The 17,971-nt window shown below is 33.6% G+C and carries 15 protein-coding genes, 3 pseudogenes and 1 riboswitch; of the genes and pseudogenes, 4 read left to right on the top strand and 14 right to left on the bottom strand.

The features are described 5' to 3' along the window. Positions 1–394: 394 nt before the first annotated feature. Positions 395–571, top strand: a riboswitch (M-box (ykoK) riboswitch). 185 nt (positions 572–756) lie between these two features. Together AC1Q8M_RS08560 and AC1Q8M_RS08555 are read left to right on the top strand one after the other, a co-directional pair. Continuing rightward, a complete protein-coding gene (locus AC1Q8M_RS08560; protein ID WP_000722115.1) occupies positions 757–1,878 on the top strand; it encodes an FtsW/RodA/SpoVE family cell cycle protein in 1,122 nt (373 codons plus the stop codon). A gap of 222 nt (positions 1,879–2,100) precedes the next feature. Continuing rightward, entirely contained in the window at positions 2,101–3,012 is a 912-nt protein-coding gene (locus tag AC1Q8M_RS08555) for a Rieske 2Fe-2S domain-containing protein (RefSeq protein ID WP_061660948.1), read from the top strand. Between the two features lie 211 nt (positions 3,013–3,223). Here the strand turns inward: AC1Q8M_RS08555 and AC1Q8M_RS08550 are convergent. From AC1Q8M_RS08550 to AC1Q8M_RS08495, 12 genes and pseudogenes are all read right to left on the bottom strand, one after another. Then, positions 3,224–3,322 (bottom strand): annotated as a pseudogene (locus tag AC1Q8M_RS08550) (HXXEE domain-containing protein); the annotation flags it as partial. A gap of 181 nt (positions 3,323–3,503) precedes the next feature. Next, positions 3,504–4,184, bottom strand: a pseudogene (locus AC1Q8M_RS08545) (Ger(x)C family spore germination protein); the annotation flags it as partial. Between the two features lie 172 nt (positions 4,185–4,356). After that, positions 4,357–5,385, bottom strand: coding sequence for a spore photoproduct lyase (gene splB, locus AC1Q8M_RS08540; RefSeq protein WP_061660949.1), 1,029 nt, complete (start codon positions 5,383–5,385; stop codon positions 4,357–4,359). Continuing rightward, positions 5,382–5,645, bottom strand: a complete 264-nt coding sequence (locus AC1Q8M_RS08535; protein WP_000396091.1) for a transcriptional regulator SplA — start codon at positions 5,643–5,645, stop codon at positions 5,382–5,384. The genes splB and AC1Q8M_RS08535 overlap by 4 nt, the downstream gene beginning before the upstream one ends. Before the next feature lie 174 nt (positions 5,646–5,819). Beyond that, positions 5,820–5,993 (bottom strand): hypothetical protein, encoded by a 174-nt coding sequence (locus AC1Q8M_RS08530; protein WP_000354585.1) that lies wholly within the window; start codon positions 5,991–5,993, stop codon positions 5,820–5,822. 284 nt (positions 5,994–6,277) lie between these two features. Next, positions 6,278–6,502: a DUF2187 domain-containing protein gene (locus AC1Q8M_RS08525; RefSeq protein WP_000682217.1), complete on the bottom strand. Its 225-nt coding sequence runs from the start codon at positions 6,500–6,502 to the stop codon at positions 6,278–6,280. A gap of 310 nt (positions 6,503–6,812) precedes the next feature. Continuing rightward, positions 6,813–8,132 (bottom strand): aromatic amino acid transport family protein, encoded by a 1,320-nt coding sequence (locus tag AC1Q8M_RS08520; RefSeq protein WP_098855376.1) that lies wholly within the window; start codon positions 8,130–8,132, stop codon positions 6,813–6,815. Between the two features lie 291 nt (positions 8,133–8,423). Beyond that, positions 8,424–9,314: an L-serine ammonia-lyase, iron-sulfur-dependent, subunit alpha gene (sdaAA, locus tag AC1Q8M_RS08515; protein ID WP_000281775.1), complete on the bottom strand. Its 891-nt coding sequence runs from the start codon at positions 9,312–9,314 to the stop codon at positions 8,424–8,426. Positions 9,315–9,335: 21 nt separating this feature from the next. Next, positions 9,336–10,034, bottom strand: a complete 699-nt coding sequence (gene sdaAB / locus AC1Q8M_RS08510; RefSeq protein ID WP_001024890.1) for an L-serine ammonia-lyase, iron-sulfur-dependent subunit beta — start codon at positions 10,032–10,034, stop codon at positions 9,336–9,338. A gap of 1,730 nt (positions 10,035–11,764) precedes the next feature. Continuing rightward, positions 11,765–12,838, bottom strand: coding sequence for a patatin-like phospholipase family protein (locus AC1Q8M_RS08505; RefSeq protein ID WP_000331130.1), 1,074 nt, complete (start codon positions 12,836–12,838; stop codon positions 11,765–11,767). A gap of 873 nt (positions 12,839–13,711) precedes the next feature. Beyond that, a complete protein-coding gene (locus AC1Q8M_RS08500; protein WP_098855377.1) occupies positions 13,712–14,224 on the bottom strand; it encodes a protein kinase in 513 nt (170 codons plus the stop codon). 116 nt (positions 14,225–14,340) lie between these two features. Further along, positions 14,341–14,672, bottom strand: a pseudogene (locus AC1Q8M_RS08495) (hypothetical protein). A gap of 1,327 nt (positions 14,673–15,999) precedes the next feature. Here AC1Q8M_RS08495 and AC1Q8M_RS08490 point away from each other — a divergent pair. Next, positions 16,000–16,458 (top strand): DUF5065 family protein, encoded by a 459-nt coding sequence (locus tag AC1Q8M_RS08490; RefSeq protein ID WP_023521971.1) that lies wholly within the window; start codon positions 16,000–16,002, stop codon positions 16,456–16,458. Positions 16,459–16,572: 114 nt separating this feature from the next. Next, positions 16,573–16,707 carry a hypothetical protein gene (locus AC1Q8M_RS08485; protein ID WP_255259031.1) on the top strand — a complete coding sequence of 45 codons (135 nt, stop codon included), beginning with the start codon at positions 16,573–16,575 and terminating at the stop codon, positions 16,705–16,707. 423 nt (positions 16,708–17,130) lie between these two features. Here the strand turns inward: AC1Q8M_RS08485 and AC1Q8M_RS08480 are convergent, their stop codons facing one another. Then, a complete protein-coding gene (locus AC1Q8M_RS08480; RefSeq protein ID WP_002152897.1) occupies positions 17,131–17,364 on the bottom strand; it encodes a hypothetical protein in 234 nt (77 codons plus the stop codon). A 20-nt stretch (positions 17,365–17,384) separates the two neighbouring features. Beyond that, positions 17,385–17,909, bottom strand: a complete 525-nt coding sequence (locus tag AC1Q8M_RS08475; protein WP_001233337.1) for a DUF6843 domain-containing protein — start codon at positions 17,907–17,909, stop codon at positions 17,385–17,387. Positions 17,910–17,971: the final 62 nt, after the last annotated feature.

Below are 17,971 nucleotides of genomic sequence, written 5' to 3'. Positions count from 1 at the left end.
TCCCCTTAAAAAACATAGAATTCAAATAGATTTAATTCGAAGAAACGTAATAAAACATATGAAACTTATTGTTTTTAATCAAATTCCAACTTTATAACAAAAGATGAATAATTAGTCATTCTGTATATCAAAAGAACATTCACAAAAAAATCTTCTTTTATGATTAAAATCTTCTTTACTGTTTATCAAATTTATATGGTTAAACTACTTAATCAAACGATACACTACAAGTCAAAAATATGTACTTATACAGAATGATTACAGACATTTTTTCATATCATTTCTCAAAGAACTATAAAGCAATAAAACAAATAAAATTAGCAATATGGTTGCTTGACAAGCAAAAAAAATATATTTATGCTTGCTACACGAAACAAACACATAAAATTTATATTGCTTAACCTGTTAGGTGAGGCTCCTATGCAAACACAGGCTATTGCCCAAAAATGTCGAAAGACGCCAATGGGTAGAACAGGAATTGTCGGATTAAGGCTCTTCTTAAGATAGCTAAGTAATGAATTTTCATTACTTTACGTTGTATAGTGCCAAAGCTCTACTAGAGGGAAAAAAGCCTTATTTACTCATGCCATTTTGAATCCCTCTAGTTACATACTAGGGGGATTTTTGCGTAAAAAACAGGGAATAAGCGATAGAATCTTCCTAAACAAAAGTCATATTTAGTAATTGACGAGAACAAGATTCTATTCATTAGCAAATGTAATATTATGTTTTGTTTTAAATCAGGAGGATATTAAAATGAAAAAAATATTAAAACTCGATTATCTATTGCTCCTTCCTCTATTCATAACATGTACTTTAGGTATTATCATGATGTATAGTGCAAGCTCCATTGTCGCTGTCCAACATTACGGTTATAACAGTAGACATTTTGTTGATTCTCAATTAACAAAGCTACTTTTAGGAACAATAGGATTAATAATTTGTGCTTTACTCCCATATGAAATATGGAAAAAACGAATAGTCTCAATCTGTATTATGGTTGGGGGGATTTTTTTATTAATTATGGTTTTATGGAAAGGAAAAGTGGTAAATAATGCTCAATCATGGATCTTTGGAATACAGCCAGCTGAATTTCTTAAATTAGGAACAATCCTTGTAACAGCCCGTTTTTTTGCATTGCGACAAGAACAAGCTAAAAATAACTGGAGTGGTATCGGAAAACTTTTATTTTTTTTAGCTACAATTTTTTTTCTTATCTTTAAACAACCAAATTTAGGATCTGCACTTTTAATATTAGGTATAGGTTTTAGCATATTTCTTTGTTCAGGAATAAATATAAATCTACTAATCAAAAGAACTACCATCGGTTCTATTTTATGGTTACCTATTTTATATTATTTGATTCAATATAGTTTATCAGAAGTTCAAAAGACACGTATTACTACGATTTTCAATCCCTTTCTTGATGCGCAAGGAAATGGATACCAGCTTGTAAACTCTTTTATTGCCATGGGCTCTGGAGGAATCACTGGTCGTGGATTTGGAAATAGCATACAAAAAACAGGTTATCTTCCAGAACCACACACTGATTTTATAATGGCAATAGTTTCTGAAGAACTAGGATTTATTGGTGTATTTATTCTATTGGTTGGAGTTTTGACTATAGTACTTCGCTCCTTAAAAATTGCACAATTATGTGTAGATCCATTCGGCAGTTTTATAGCAATTGGTATAGGATGTATGATTGGTATGCAATCAGTTGTAAATTTAGGTGGTATTACGGGACTATTTCCTCTTACAGGTACTCCATTTCCATTTGTAAGTTTTGGTGGAAGTTCTTTAATGGTGAATTTAATAGCAATAGGAATATTGCTTAATATCTCAATTTTCAATAAAATAAAACTTTCTCCTTTTTAAAATCTATTGTACTTTAGTCATTTTTGTTACATTTAGAGAGATTATGCAGGCTTTCATAATGATTTGATTAAACTGTAGATTTATTAATTTTAAACCAACATTTAAAATATTTTATAGCATAGAATAGACAGTATACAGTAGACACCACTAATATCTACTAGGTGAATAAAAAAGAAGGAGAAAATAAATGACTCTAAATATAAATAGAGTATTCCCACGTAATTGGTATGCTGTGAGTTATGTAAAAGATATAAAAAAGATCCCAGTAAAAAAAGAGTTACTGGCAAAGATTTTCTATTATATCGGGATGAAAAAGGCGAAGTTCAGGCTCTATCACCTTACTGCCCTCATCGTGGCGCTGACTTATCACTGGGACAAGTAGTAAATGGTAAACTAGTCTGTCCCTACCATGGTTGGGAATTCGATAGTTGTGGTACTTGTGTAAGAATTCCATCCCAACCCAATAAACCTATCCCGAAATTTGCTCATACCTTCTCATACCCTGTAAGAGAAAAAATTGGGTTGATTTGGATATACCCTGATAGTGAGGAAACTCCACCTGAATGGCAAACTTTTCATGTAATGGAGAACACTCCTTTTAAACTCTCTTTCTTCCACGCCACTTGGAATGCACACCTTACTCGATCAATCGAATCTGTGCTGGATACTGCTCATCTTGCTTATATACATAAAAAAACGATTGGTAGAAAAACAAAAGCCGAATCAACCAATTATAAGCTGGAGGGAACACTGGATCAGTTTATATTCTCAAATGGTGATGCTTACCTTGAATACAAATTCCCACATCAGTGGATGCTTCACAGTGGCAAACAGGAGAATGAGTCATTTATTCCGTATATTACGTTTACACCAATTGATGAAGAAGAGACATTAATTATGGGATATACCGGAAGGACATTTTTAAAGTACTTCCCTTTACTAGACCAAATTTTAGCTAAATTTAGTTTAAGAGTACTAAAAGAGGATCAAATTATTGTAGAAAGTCAACATCCTAGACCTATACCAGAAGCTTTAAAAATGGAGGCCCATGTTCATGCAGATATGGCTCAAATTCAGTTTAGAAAACGTTGGTTTCAGTTTTTACAAAATGGGTCTTGTTTTTCACTTGATTAAAGGCACGTAACGCAGTATTAAATATAGGTGTAGTGATGTTGATAGACGTGGATGCTACCCCATCGCCATCAAGCTAAAATTTTATAGTACCCCCTGAACCCAATTTTGTACTAACTCGTAACAAAAAATCCCTTCAAAAAAAGAAAGGCGCCTATGCACCTTTCTTTTGTAATTCATTCTCACTCTCTTAGCATTCAGAATCCCTTATGAATCACTTTAATGCATCATTGTACGGACCTAATGACTCTTTAGAAAAGTAATAATTTGTCTCCTTACTTTTCAGTAACATATTTCCTCTTATTATTAAAAATAAGTCGTTTCTACTTAATATTTTTACTATAACTCTAACTAGTGCTAACCAAAGGATCATAATAAGCCAAATATAATTTATTAATCACGTTTAAAGTACATAAGTCTGCACTGATTGAAAATGCAGAACCAGCATTAATATCGTTTAGCGTATTTCTAATCCGCTAACGACTTAAATCACCTTATTTCACTCTCTTCGGTAAAGTTGAGCCTGAATGTTCAATTACTGGATGAACATAAACATTAATGTCAGCATTACTAAAATAATTTTCACCTTGATCCCAATTCTTACTTATTTTCTTCCATTCTTTATAATTATTCCGCTTATATACTTCTCCTAATGCTAATACATCCACCTTATATTTTTTTGAACAAGCTTTATTGATTTTTGAATCCTTTGCTCCATCTCTTTTGAAATATCCTTCGTTAAGCGTTTTTCATCCATAACTTGTTTATAATCGCTAAAATGCAACTCCGCCAAAGTACCCTCGAGAAACAAATAGACGGATGTTTCTTCTCATTTCATGATCACGAATATGTACATCTAGCGTATTCTGTAAAACATTAGGATTCGAGAGTAATTTTTCAGAAAAAATAATCACTTGTATATGCGGAAAAAATAATTCACGACTAATTTTTTTAGCAATAATTCGTATTTGTTCAAATACACTATCTGCTTTTGCACTCACATTAATATAATTATTCCCTGCCCCTTTTCCACCTTGCTGCGCTAACTTACTGGGAAGTACCATCTGATACGTCCCTTTCATAATTGGATTTGATTTCTTTTCCTTAACAATATCGTAAGACGCGCCTACTACAAATCCTCTTTCTTCTATCTCCATTAACTCAGAGCAACCACTGTATTTTTCTGTTTAACTGTTGGGATTCAGCTCATAATGAAACATATTTTTACATAAAAGACTTTCGTATATAAATTTTTCAAATAATTTATTAGCGAATTGTTGACCAATATCACTTTTTTGAGTGAGTAATTTTTTAGATTGATGATGTAATGAATTTTGTTCGTTTCTTTTATGTAAAATATTCTAGTTTTGCATTAGGAAAGAACTGTTTCATATAGGAATAGAGATAATTTTTTATATCCTCTTCTTCTTCTTTTTGATAAATGTATTTTCCGATTCCATATTTCCCCCATTTATACCTTCTTTTCTCTTCATCTAATTCTAATTTTGTCATCGGGTAGTTTTTTTCAATCACTCTCTTAGCTGGCTTTGTAAAACGATGTTGAATAAATTCAAATGTAATATCATCCCGTGAATCAAGAGGTAATTCAGCATTTAGGCGTTCAAACATATGATAGTATCCTTCCTTCCAGCCTTCATGTAGGTAAATAGGAGCTACAATGAAACCAAGAGGATATCCAGCTCTAGCTACTTTTCCTGCTGCCTCAATTCGCTTAGCTAAGGGAGAAGTTCCTGGTTCAAAGTTTTTAATCACATAATCAGCGTTTACACTAAAGCGAAATCTTGTTTTTCCATTATGTTTAGCATCAAGTAAATGATCTACATGGTGGAATTTCGTAACAAATCTCAATTTCCCATATTCAGATTCTCCAAAATGCTCAATGGCCCGTTTAAGGGTATGCGTTAAATAATCGATTCCTACAATATCTGAAGTACACGACGCTTCAAATCTTGTTACTTCAGGTGCACGCTCTTTCATGTATTTATCAGCAGCATCTAAAATTTCTTCAACATTTACATACGTTCGTATATAAGGCTTACTTCCCATCGTTGTTTGTAAATAACAATAATGACAATGTCCCATACATCCCGTTGCAAAAGGAATTGCATACTCTGCTGAAGGCTTGGAAGTATCGAATTTCAGTGTTTTTCTAACACCAACAACCAGCGTGGATTTTGCTACTCGATACTTTTGAAAATCGTTATCCCCTGGCAAATCTCTTACTTGATTATGAGAAGTAGTATGTCGAATTTCAACATCCATCTTTGAAAACTTCTCAAACAGCTCTTTCCCCAAAGGATAATCTAGTGCTTTCGGTTCAAAATATACGAGCTTAGGCATAAATGGCTTATTCATTCTAACATCCCCTCTGAAATATCACCATAATAGTAAGTGTAAGCTTGGTTTGCCTCATCTTCGGTAGCATATATAGCCATCTCATTTGTTAGTGGATAATACGTTTCGTAAAGAAATAGTGCTAATTCATTAGGTCTTTCAGGATTATTTACAACTGCTGCAGCTTGTATGTTAGCTACGTCTTGAGTATGAGGATTTCGGTAAAAAATATAAACAATATCACCAGCATGATACGTATTACTTTCAGAAGAAAATTCCATTCCATCACCATCTCATTTCATAAAATTCAATGCTCACAGTTTTACTTTCTAATTTCCTTGTAGTGTAACTATTTAATTACATTGATAATGATTACGTCATACAAACATATTTGAAAAATGAATAATAAATGTACTCCCAAAAAGGCAAGCATATATCAATGCTTGCCTTTCGTTCTAACGACGATGTTCAACAAGATCGATTACACCTAAAACGACGTGTGCTAAACCAAAACCAAATACTGTATTTGCAATCATTTTATTAGTTCCACGAGTTTGTTTAAGAGCATAACCTGCTGCTGTCACTGCTGTACCTAAAGCTGTTGGAATTAATCCTTCACGAATGTCCACAGTGATGCCTCCTTGTTTCGCAGTTAGTAAATTTGTTTTAATAACTCTAGGTAAAGTATTAAAACAAGTATTAGTATTTTTCTTTTTAATAAAATTATGTGAAATTTTTATGAATAATATTTTAAATTCATAACAGCTATAAAGATTGAAAAAATTATTAATTAACAAATAAGAAAATATCTTCAAAACGTATTTTCATATGAAAATTTTATACCTCTGACAAAAAAACTTTGCGGAAATTCTCTCCATAAAAAGTGCTCCTAAATTTATATAGGAGCACTTTTTTATGAAACACTATTCTTTATTTGCTTATGAACCACTTTATTATAATAACCATGCTTTACAACCTGCCTAAAATCATCTACCTCGATATCCATTCTTTCCGCAATATCTACAACAATTGTATTTTGTAAAACATTCACCACAAATCCCATTAATTGCAAATTAGGATTTTTACGATATGAAAATTGAACGTAATCCCCAAGTGTTACTTCTTTATTATGCTTCATTTGGCGCCCCCTAAATTATCGATAATTATACAATAGTTTTCCCCTTTTTCACTTCTACATACTGGGTCACCAGTTTATCATTTTAGCCAATTCATCTCCCACCTACTTATTTCGCGTTCCTTGAGGAAGGGGTCTTCTTGGTTAAAATGATAAAAGTTATGCATATAATAAAAAAAGACAAACTCTCCAATGTGAGGAGTTTGTCCAAAACCATGATTTCTTTAGTTTAACAATATAGAATTCAGTTCCGATAAGAATCTTTCTTTTTTCCATATCCCACGATTTTTGCATCGATACTAACAATAGTGGATTAGAATAATGACTTAATACTTGCTAGGACAGTAAGAATACCTATAATAATGACAAATACATTGCTCGATTTCCCTTTGTATTTAGCAAGTACTGATACTTTATGGATTGCATACATTGGTAGTATACATAAGATAACAGCAACTAGCGGACCGCTAAGGGCATCAATGATTCCAAGAATACTTGGATTTGTATAAGCAACATACCAGCATGTTAATACGACAAAAGTAAGAATCATTGTCTTAACTGTTTTTTCTCCTATATCTTTCCCACGTTTTTTACTGGACTTGATAATCATGTCACGCATTACCTCATACGCTCCTATATAATGACCAAGGAAAGACTTTGTAATAGCCACAAATGCAATGATAGGAGCTGCAATAGTGATTACTGGCGAATTAAGCTCATTAGCAAGATATGATAGGATTGACAAGTTCTGTTCTTTTGCCACCTTAAGATCATTTGGAGTCAAACTTAAGGTACTGCTCCAAACAAAGAACATAACAACTACGAATGTCATAATATAACAAACTTTTTGTATTTGAGCACATTTAGCATCAGTAGCATCTATTCCATACGTAGCTCTCTGTTTCATAACAAATGACGAAATCATAGGCGAATGATTAAACGAGAATACTATGATTGGAAGTATCATCCATATCGTTCCTAAATATCCTGTTCCTGTTGAAGCAGTAGAAACACTTGAAAAACTAAGCATTGACGTATTCCACTGTGGAATCAAAGATATTGCGATAAAAAGGAGAGAAGCTATAAAAGGATACACTAGCATGCTCATGATCTTTACAGTTATATCTTGACCAAAATTTAGTATAGCGATAAGACCGAGTACTAAGACAAGCGATAAAATGGACCTTGGAGGCTCCGACATGTGCAATTGATGCACGATAAAGCTACTAGCGGTATTTGTAAGTGCGACCGAGTACATCAGCACGATCGTATAAATGGAGACAAAATACACAATATTAAAAATGATACTTGCCTTATTTCCAAAATACTCTCTTATTGTACCTGTAATCCCCTCATCGGCAGAGTTCGAAGCGTAAATCATTTTAGCAAGCGCCCTATGTGAATAATACATAACAGGATATGCAAGTATGGTAATTAACAGCAATGATAATAAACCACCTGAACCTGCATTAATCGGTAAAAAGAGTACTCCTGCTCCAATTGCTGTTCCAAAAAGGCTCAATGCCCAGGTAGTATCCTGTTTATGCCACTTTTTAGGGTCTAGATATTTCTCATTTTTTACTGCAGTGTTATCAGCTTGAAATTCTATGTTTTTTGCAGTATTCCCATCCATATAATAATTCCTCCTTGTGTCCTATTCTTAATTTTCTTTTTTAAGATATAGGAATATAGACCGTTCTTGAAAAATGAATAGCTTATATAGTGCGCCACAACGAATATCCCCCTTCTAGGTTAATAAAAATCAAAAAATTAGCGAAGCATCAACCTGAAGGGTTTATTACCACTTATAAAATATTTTAATTATATAGTAGTATATTTTATTGATAACTCCCCCAATATACAGACATCCTTAGGCGAACAATAGAGTAAAGATTGTTAAAAATTTCACAATACACTCGATAACTTATTGATTTAATTGTTTCTCCCCAAAGATTTTATTTTTAATGGCAATTCCTGTAGGTGTAGCTGCAATACCACCTAAACCTGTCTCTCTTAATTCGCGAGGCATCTGTCTTCCAACTCTATACATGGCTTCAATCACTTCGTCAGCATTGATGAGATTGTTTACGCCGGCTAATGCGATGTCCGCTGCTGCTAAAGCATTTGCCGTTCCAATGGCGTTTCTCTTTACACAAGGAATTTCTACCAAACCAGCGACCGGATCACAAACTAAACCGAGTAAATTTTGTAATGCAATCGAAAAAGCTTCAGAAGATTGCTGTGGCGTTCCACCCGCAGCTTCTACCGCAGCTGCAGCCGCCATCGCTGAGGCACTTCCTACTTCAGCTTGACATCCTCCGTACGCTCCTGAAATACAAGCGTTGTTTGCGACTATCGTTCCAAATAACGCTGAAGTGAATAGAAAATGAATCATATCTTCATGACTTAACTGCAACGTATCTTTAATACTAAATAGGACTCCCGGAGTCGTCCCACTCGCACCTGCTGTTGGAGTTGCACAAATAGCTCCTAATGCAGCATTTACTTCATTAACACCGATAGCACTTTGAATCCCTAACACCATCAAATCTCCAGAAAGAGTTTTCCTATTTTCTCGATAGTTTTTAATTTTTACAGCATCCCCTCCGGTCAAACCTGTTGGAGAAAATACACCGTCGCCCTCGATACTTTTATTTATTGCATGTTGCATAGTCGCTAAATTTCGTTCCATTTTACTCCATACTTCTTCATAAGAAATTTTAGTTTGTTTGATTTCCTGTTCGATTGCTAATTCATAAATTTGCTTTTGGCTTTTATTAGCTGCATCCACAATTTCTTTTATGGCCATATACATATTTTTCACTCCTAAATGTGACTAAAGAATAATAAGATTAGCTATATTGCTTAAATCTCCTAATTCCTTCTGAGCATTACCTGGCAATATCGAATCCAAAGCGAATGCATATAAATATTTTGTTTTATCTTCCAAACTATGAAAGTTGTTAATTTCCACATCATATTGTTTAAAGATCCTGCGTAAAACAAATTCAAAGTCAGCTCTTTCTGAAATCGCAATAACAACTGGCAATGGCCCCTGCAGATTTAAGCTAAATCCATCAATTTCAACATGTTTGACTTCAATCAACCCACCACCGACCGAAATCCCCATTACTCTAATACTTCGACTTTCATCCTCTGCATATACATCTGCCGTATTTGGATGACCAGCAGGACTATTACCCAATTTTTCAATAAAGGTAATGTCAATTCCCTTAGACTCTGCTATTTTAATAGCATCTGGCACTTTGCTGTCATCAGCAGCAAAGCCTAATATACCAGCAATAATTGCAAAATCAGTTCCGTGACCTTTATGGGTTTCAGCAAATGATTCATAATACTTTACCACAACTTTTTTGGGAAGACCTTGAAATAATTTATTAGCAACTGTTCCAATAGCCAAAGCACCTGCAGTATGTGAACTTGAAGGGCCTATCATTATGGGCCCAATCACATCAAAACAACTTTTGTATTTAACAATCTTTTTTTCTTTAATAGATGCTACATTTATGTTCATATAAGCACCCCCATAATTTATTATTTTTAGCTGTAGTTGAATCTAAGTTGTTAGAATGATCGATTCAAAACAAGTTTCATTTGATAACGCTTTCTTTATTGAGTTGAATAAACTTTCCTTCTAATCCGCTATCCACCGTATAGTAATCATATCAGTATGTCCAATTTTAAAAAATTACTGGCAAGTTCTTTAGAATTTTTAATCCAAAACAAGGTTTGATATTTTCTCTAGAGGTAATAAATTGTGTCTCGACGCCCTCATTATAACTTGTATATTTATAAGTTTAATCTTTTTTTATTTTTAGAAAGATTGAATAGACAGAATTTTGAATAGGTAATAAATCACACTTAGTATGTAGCAATTGTGTCCTTTGTTTGAAGCTGTATTAGTTAGTAAAAAAGCAAAAATAACACAGAGTTCCTTTCATAAACACATTGATTATATTGAAAAATCATTATAAAGATACTTATATTGTCTTTTGTTTGAACATCTTATTTTGGACGGGAAATCTGTTGCAATAAATAATTCATTCAGATGAAAAGGAATACATTAATGAAATTTAAAACCACTTCCGTATACTAATTACACAATTTGTATAAATATTAATTATCAGAAAAAACAAACTTCCCATTCGGATCTTAACATAAAGGATACATTCCAAATAACAATGGAGATTCTGCTTTATCAATTTCTTTATACGTTATATTTCCCTCTTTACCTGCAACAGCAACTTGTACTTTTTCATTTGTTTTCACATCTTCTGCACCTATTGCACCACCCGCCAATAATCCTTTACTTAACAGACTCTCGTGAACAAAAGTTAGAGAGTTATGGAACAAAATATAATGTGTATGTACATACATTTCTTTTAAAAGAAGTTTTGTAGTATGCAACTGAATTAAAAAAATATAGATTTTTATGACTCTTTTTAGGGGATATAGCAAAGTGGGATCTTTTATATGCACATTGCTATACCGAACTAGATTTCAGCATAGTATTTTTTTGCAACTCATTGATTTTTACCAAACACGTATAAAAACCAAAAATATGAAAATAAATGACTGGCTAAAATTTTACTTTCAATAAAATAAAAAAGAACCTGCAAATTTGCAGATTCTCCTGATAATGATTTATATGAGTAAGACTCGGAAATATAATACAATGATTCAAAAATAAGTTCAAGTAAATTCAAAGAACCCGCTGGAGTTCGAGTTCTTTCAGAAGTGATGATGTTTTCTAGGCTTAGCAAAGTGAGAAAATACAAGAATATAATACATCGAGATTTAGAGAATTTCAATACTTAAATTAGAGGTTATTTTAATATGATGTAACATCAGCATTTTGAAGGAATAGCAATGAATACCTTATACATTCCCAGTCTACATAACGCTTTATTATCAGTAGAAAGAAAAAGGAAAATCCCTACTTTCACAATAAATCCGTCTTGCTACTCTATTCATTTTTTGATACATTCCTATCCACCGTTTTAGGCTTCTCTTTTGTACTGTGTTAGCCGAAAAATTGTATAAATCATAATTCGTTTTTCTTCCACCTGTTTCACCCTTTCTACACCCTAGTTTTACAAAATAAGAAGTCATCAAAACTTATATTTATTACTTTCTGTTATCTCCTTTCTCTTGTTCTATGCATAGTCTATCTGAATTTTTATTAGCTACTAAAAAAAGAATTTACAGGACGATTAAAAAAAGCCAAGTGCATTGCACTCGGCTTTATGGTCGATTAAACAATTTTACTTCAGACGTATTAAACTGATGTAGATAGTCTTTAGTAGAAGTATAGCCTGAATTCATGAGTGTTTTCTTTTCTTCTTCTGTGATATCGAAATTAAACGACGGCGTAAAGAATGTATTGATAAATACAGTACGGGCAGCATCTTCTTTGGTTGTTTTTCCGCTCTCATGACCTTTGATCATCGTTTGAGACAAATTCCATGCAAAATGAATAAGAGAATGGCCAATATGATGTTCTGTTGAAGTTGCGATATGTTTTAACATGGCAATCTCGGCCTGAGATTCTAAACGGAAACCCAGTGTTTCTTTGTTGTAGACAATTTCATCTGCAGGATCAAAGAAAGATGCATTGTATTTCGTGTGTAAGCTTCTTAGTGTAGAATGATCCTCCGTATTGCTTACCAGTTTATTAACCTCGTCAATCGTATCTGTGGTCGTGAAGTGTTCTTCTTTATTCACAAAACTTTTCCGATCAAATAAACGAATTGGGTAGTTATCCAGTACACCTCCGTCTACATAATAATCTTTATCCCATTCCACAGATTTAAAAAAGAATGGGATGGACATCGAAATCCGCACAGCAACTACTAACGGGACATCAGGTGTCGTTTCGCGAGAAAACGTACGAAGCTGGTGTGTAGAAATGTTCGTTCCTTGGAAAAACACGTCTTTTCCTGTTTTGTCATATAACTGCTGAAAGGTTGTGTCCTTACTCCCTGTCCACTTTTCAACGATCTTTCCTACCCACTCAGTGAAGAAATCCCCTTTATAGATACCAAAACCATCAAAAAATAAACGAATATTATCTTGTACAATCGAAAAATCATCATCTTTAAACGCTTTAAAATTCATGTCTTTGTGGATTTTTACAAGATCTGCGAATGGAATGGAAAGACCTAAAAGTAATGCAGTAATCGCTCCTGCTGAAGTCCCCCCAAATCGTTGTATTTCTGGTAAAATCCCTTCTTCATTTAGTGCACGGATGGCACCTATATAAGCGCTTCCCTTTACTCCGCCACCTTCAAATACTAAGTTACGAAATGGATATGCCATTATATACCTCCAATAGAGAAATTTTCGATCTGTTATAGTATCGGAAGTATATTGAAATATATTCCAAATGGTATTAAGAAAGCTTCATGCCCTCCGATACGTATGGCGGAATTATCTTTATTCAATGGATGAATTGTTTGAAAGAGAAGGTATCTGCTTGGAATGGTAATTTAGTAGGATAGGAAACAGGAAACGGAGCGTATCTATGGATGCACTAACTAATAACCCTTTTTGAATCGTATATAACGTAACTTCTTTTCCGATGTATCCTCAAAGTAAAATCACGAGCAAAAAACCAAGAAACAATCTACATTTCATAAATCCCTCACCATCTATAACATACAATCCAGTGAAATAATTTGTTTCAGATACGTAGAAATATGATTTAACCAGCAATCAATAATCAGGTCTTCTTACCCTAAATATACCTGAATCTATTTGTTTCCATACCGGAAGAGTTAAATCATTTTGTTCCCATTCATGCAATTAAACAGATATGTATAATTGCATATCCATTAAATCGCTTTTAGTGCTATATTTTAATAGCGATGAATGCTATTATTTCATAAGTTGTCAACAAGCGTTATGTATGTATGAGAAAAAGGAAGGAGCCAAATAGGTCCCTTCCTTTTTCTACTAATTAAATAAATTACTCTCTGGTAAAAATTTAATTAGTGATGCTCGTTTACAAGCGTCTGATTATGCATTAAAAATGCTAGCTTTGCTTGCTGTCGGAAAAATTAAAGATGATAGCATTAAGTTATTAAAAGACAAAAATTCATCAACACGAAGACAGATTCGTCTTGGCTAGATAAATTTGGTGATAAATACAGGAAGTAACTCTTACGATTCAATGATTCCTTTTCCTGCCTTCTACCCTTGCCACTTCTGTTTCATGACTTGCAAATATAGATCTTCAAACTCGTTAAAATGGACGCGAAAAGCACCTAATGTATCGATATAAGCAGTAATCACATCTTCTTTATTAAAATGGATCCCTTCCTGTGCAATATCATAGCTATCATCAAGGCTGTATAAATCAAAATATTCCTCTTCCCAATATACGCCTCTGTTTACTAGTAAACGAGTGGAGCAAGTAAGCGCTTGTTTCACATTACATTTCTGAGCTACTAACTTTTCATTTAAGACAGAAAGAAGGATATTTACCGAGTATTTTTCATCAACTATGCGGCTATATGACAGTAAAGCCGATTCTATATATATCAGCTTTGCTTTAGACATTAAAGATATCTCCATAATTTCATATGGCGGGTGATCATTTGCTTCAATCAACCTATCGCACCATGAAATTACCTCCTCTCTATCCCAAATCCCGCAGCCTAGTCCTAATGCATACAAGTGGGCTAACGTTTGATAAGATTTCAATATGTTTCACCTTCTATTTAACTGTATAGTGTTATTGCATTCATTTTGGAAATAATCACGTTTAGTAATAAATACAATAAGCTCCCCAAACGGACAGCTTATTTGCATTAAAAACGCTACACATGAACTTTTGCTTTTTTTCGACGAATAAGCCACCAAACTAAAGATAGCAGTACTAGAGGGAACGGAATTACCTGAATAAAGAAAAATACTTTCCAAAAATCGTGCATCGTACTACCAGGGGAATCTGTTGCCATCCCGCCAATAAAAAAAGACAATGGAATGACAAGTATATTTATACCTAAACTAATCATTAGAAATGATAGATTCTCCTTCCAGATTATTAGTAATGCAGCCACGATAAATAAAACCAATGCAGTACCCAGTATAAGAAACAGTGCTCCAAAAAAAATACAAAGTATAAAATACCATTGATTAAAGGTTCCACAATAGCCCTCCTAAGGATTCATTCTATAGAAACACTCATGTTATTTAGAAAGTCAGGATGCTAAACCTCTTAGTTCTCTTTCAATTTCTTCATTGCTATAGTCTTCTTGTCTTCTACCATTTTATCAGCTAAGAATACTTTATCTACATGCTTATATTCTGGACTGCGTTAGGACATATGTTTCTATTGTACAACCCGCTAACACTTAGACCTGCTAATACGATACCTTTAAAGGCTCTGTTCATATTCATTTGCCCCTTTTATCTTTTCGTATTTTTTTCTCCATCCATAGACAGTCCATTATGAACGTTTTCATTATAAGTATTGTCTGCTGTTACTGTTTTACTTTCCTTACTATCTGTTTCGGCCCTGATTCTTCTCGTTTACCGTTTCAGTATTACACTTCAATTCGCATTATCATTACATAAAAAGGACATACCTATTCATATATACCCCTTTATTATTTTATAAAGATTATACAAAAATTAACAATTAATCATTTACTCAACAATAGATAATATGGATAAAGAAAAAATACTAGAGAGTATCACAGTGTAGTAGTCTCCTAGTATCTGTTCATAGTATTTTAACGGCTATGCAAATGAGGAGGGATAAAAAAAGACCTCTTACGGAAAGATAAGAGGTCATCAAGAAGATAAAAATGTTGTATTTGAAACACGCGAGTTTCTAATTCACATCATAACACAGTATATCCATATATTCAATATATACATTAAATAAAGGAATGTATGTTCAAAAAAACACACGGAATATTAATTTGGAACAGTATGTTTTCTTCTTTTATCCTACTTTTTCTACACTGCCGTAATTGTAACAATGGATGGTATCCTCTGTATACTGATGAGCAATTGTAGCAAGTTTTTCTAAATTCTCTTCCGTTACCTCATGAGTAAACAGAACAAAATTACTGTCGGATTCGGAGTCTGTTGAAATGGAACCATCGATCCGTTATGAAATGTTGAGCTTGCATCTCCTAGATTCCATGTAAATATTCGCTAATTCCAATCCCCTTTCGTGTCTATTTTATGTTTAATATAGTCTCGTACCGTACAAACGGGAAATGTTGTTAATTTGAAAAGAGAGCGGAATAAAATTTCTTTATCGCCTCTGTTCTTTCTTCTGTATGATAGAAAAAACGGAGAAAGATGGAATTTTATCTATCCTCATCACTTGTTAGAAAATTCTAATTTGATTAAATTAAAAGAAAATGATATATTGATTTTAGAATAATAATCCAATTAATGGATGACAACCTAATACCTGTAATTGGACTATGACAATGTCAGATAAACGAGAGGAATTTAATATGAAAAAATTATGTTCATTTGCTTTAATCGGTGCCTTAACCTTTTCGGGTTTTATCGTTTTAGACAGTACGCTACCTGATAAAGCGCGCGCTGAAGTAAATACGATTAAGCAAGCTTCAGCTGTTGTGGATGATTGGCCATGGCAGACGTATTTCTTATTGCATCACAACGTGGACTATCTACAAGAATTAGCCCCTGGTACGTTAAAACAAGGTGATACGTTTGATACGACGGTATATATAGGCGGAAAAGATGTAGGTGTTGTAAAGATTTATCGATTGAACGGAGAAGGTAAATTGCAACGCTACAAAACCATTTCTGCAGGTGAGGCTGGACACCACTACTATTCTAGGTTCAAAACACCAATTACAACGGTTTACACACCAGGTACATATGTGGCAGTACTAAAAGTAGACAATTCATATTATTATGGTGGCTCCTTCCAAATTACAAAGTAAAACATATAGGTATATTTGTCTGAAACGCACTGGGTTACGGTGCGTTTTTGTTATCTAACGAATAAATGATCACGCGGGAAGTCAAAGCATATTATCGAAACGGAGCTGAATGTGATGAAAATTGTAACAGTTAATGCGGATGCAACAATCCATGTTGGTATTTTAAAAGGGATGACAGGATGTGTTACTAGTTATGATGCGGATACTGGGATGCCGAAATCTAATTGGATCCATTTACAACGGTTATAATTAGGTCTATATTTCTAACGCAATAAGGTTTGTATAGGATTCTTTAGAAAATTAATATTTGATTTTTATAGTGATTCAATACATTCTATGATTAAAACTAAGTTACATATTTTAAAATCATCACCAGGAGAATCTGCAAATTTACGGGTTCTTATTTAAAACATAATGCCAGAAAAGCTGAGGTGAATAAAGTGCAAAGTTTAAAATCTTTAAAACGTGACGTATACATTTTTCTTCCATTTTCTATTTATTTTTCCTCCATTTTTATTTCATTCTATATTATAGAGAATACATTCAACTTGCTAAGTTTTTTACCAGCACTTGGAACCCTGTATGTCTGGCTAACTAGTGTGATAGACATTAAAAATAAAAATTACAAAATAAAATAAAAAAGCATCTGAACTAGATGCTTTGCTCTTAATGTTATAGAATATTGACGCCCATGACCATACAGCTACCAAAAACAATACATACCAAACCTAAAAATATTAAAAACTCTGGCAGATCAAAATGTTCGAGTAACGCGCCTATTAATAATAAAAAGGGATATACTAGAATTTCAATCCAGGTTACGCCCCCTGCTTTCTTTATTTCTCGGTAAGATACAACGCTGACAAGTAAAACGCCTACTACAATCAACCCTATTCCTAACATCATCCATTCACCCTTTTGAAAATTTAGTATTTCACTTTCATATACTGCTCTTTTACGAGCACCAATAATTCCCTCAGTTTCTTCTCTACAGGATGTTCTTGATTTTCTGGTACTTCTCTCCCGTATGATGAGAAGCTTTGTGAGCAAGCACTAGTTGTAACTGCCAATTTCGCGTATGAGAATGTATGCTCATTTTCTTTACCAATGTTTTCAGTAGTGCCTCCATTTGAACCAACGCGTATACAGCTTTCATCAAGTTTGGTGCGCTTACCTTCCTTGTTAACCGTGTAATACGTGTCATTGACTTCCCCATATTTCATATCGGCTGTAGATGTAACTGCGGTCCCGTCTGCAGAAAAAGTGACGACACGAAATCCATCTTCTTCTGGCAACAACTCAGCTCCTGGAACATTGTATATAACCAAAAGGTCTCCTTCGTATGCTTCAGGAATGAGATAGATTGTATCTGTAATGTCTTTTCCGAATCGGATACAACCGCTTAAAAGAATCATAATAAAGATCCCGCAATACATTATAACTTTTCTCATAGAGTCTCTCCCGTTATGTGTAAGAATGTATAGTATGTATTATACAATTTGATATATTTCCT

The organism is Bacillus sp. GW823-FHT06A10 (assembly GCF_058795375.1).
Note: the sequence above shows the minus strand (reverse complement) of the source record. Positions and strands in the feature narration are given on the sequence as shown.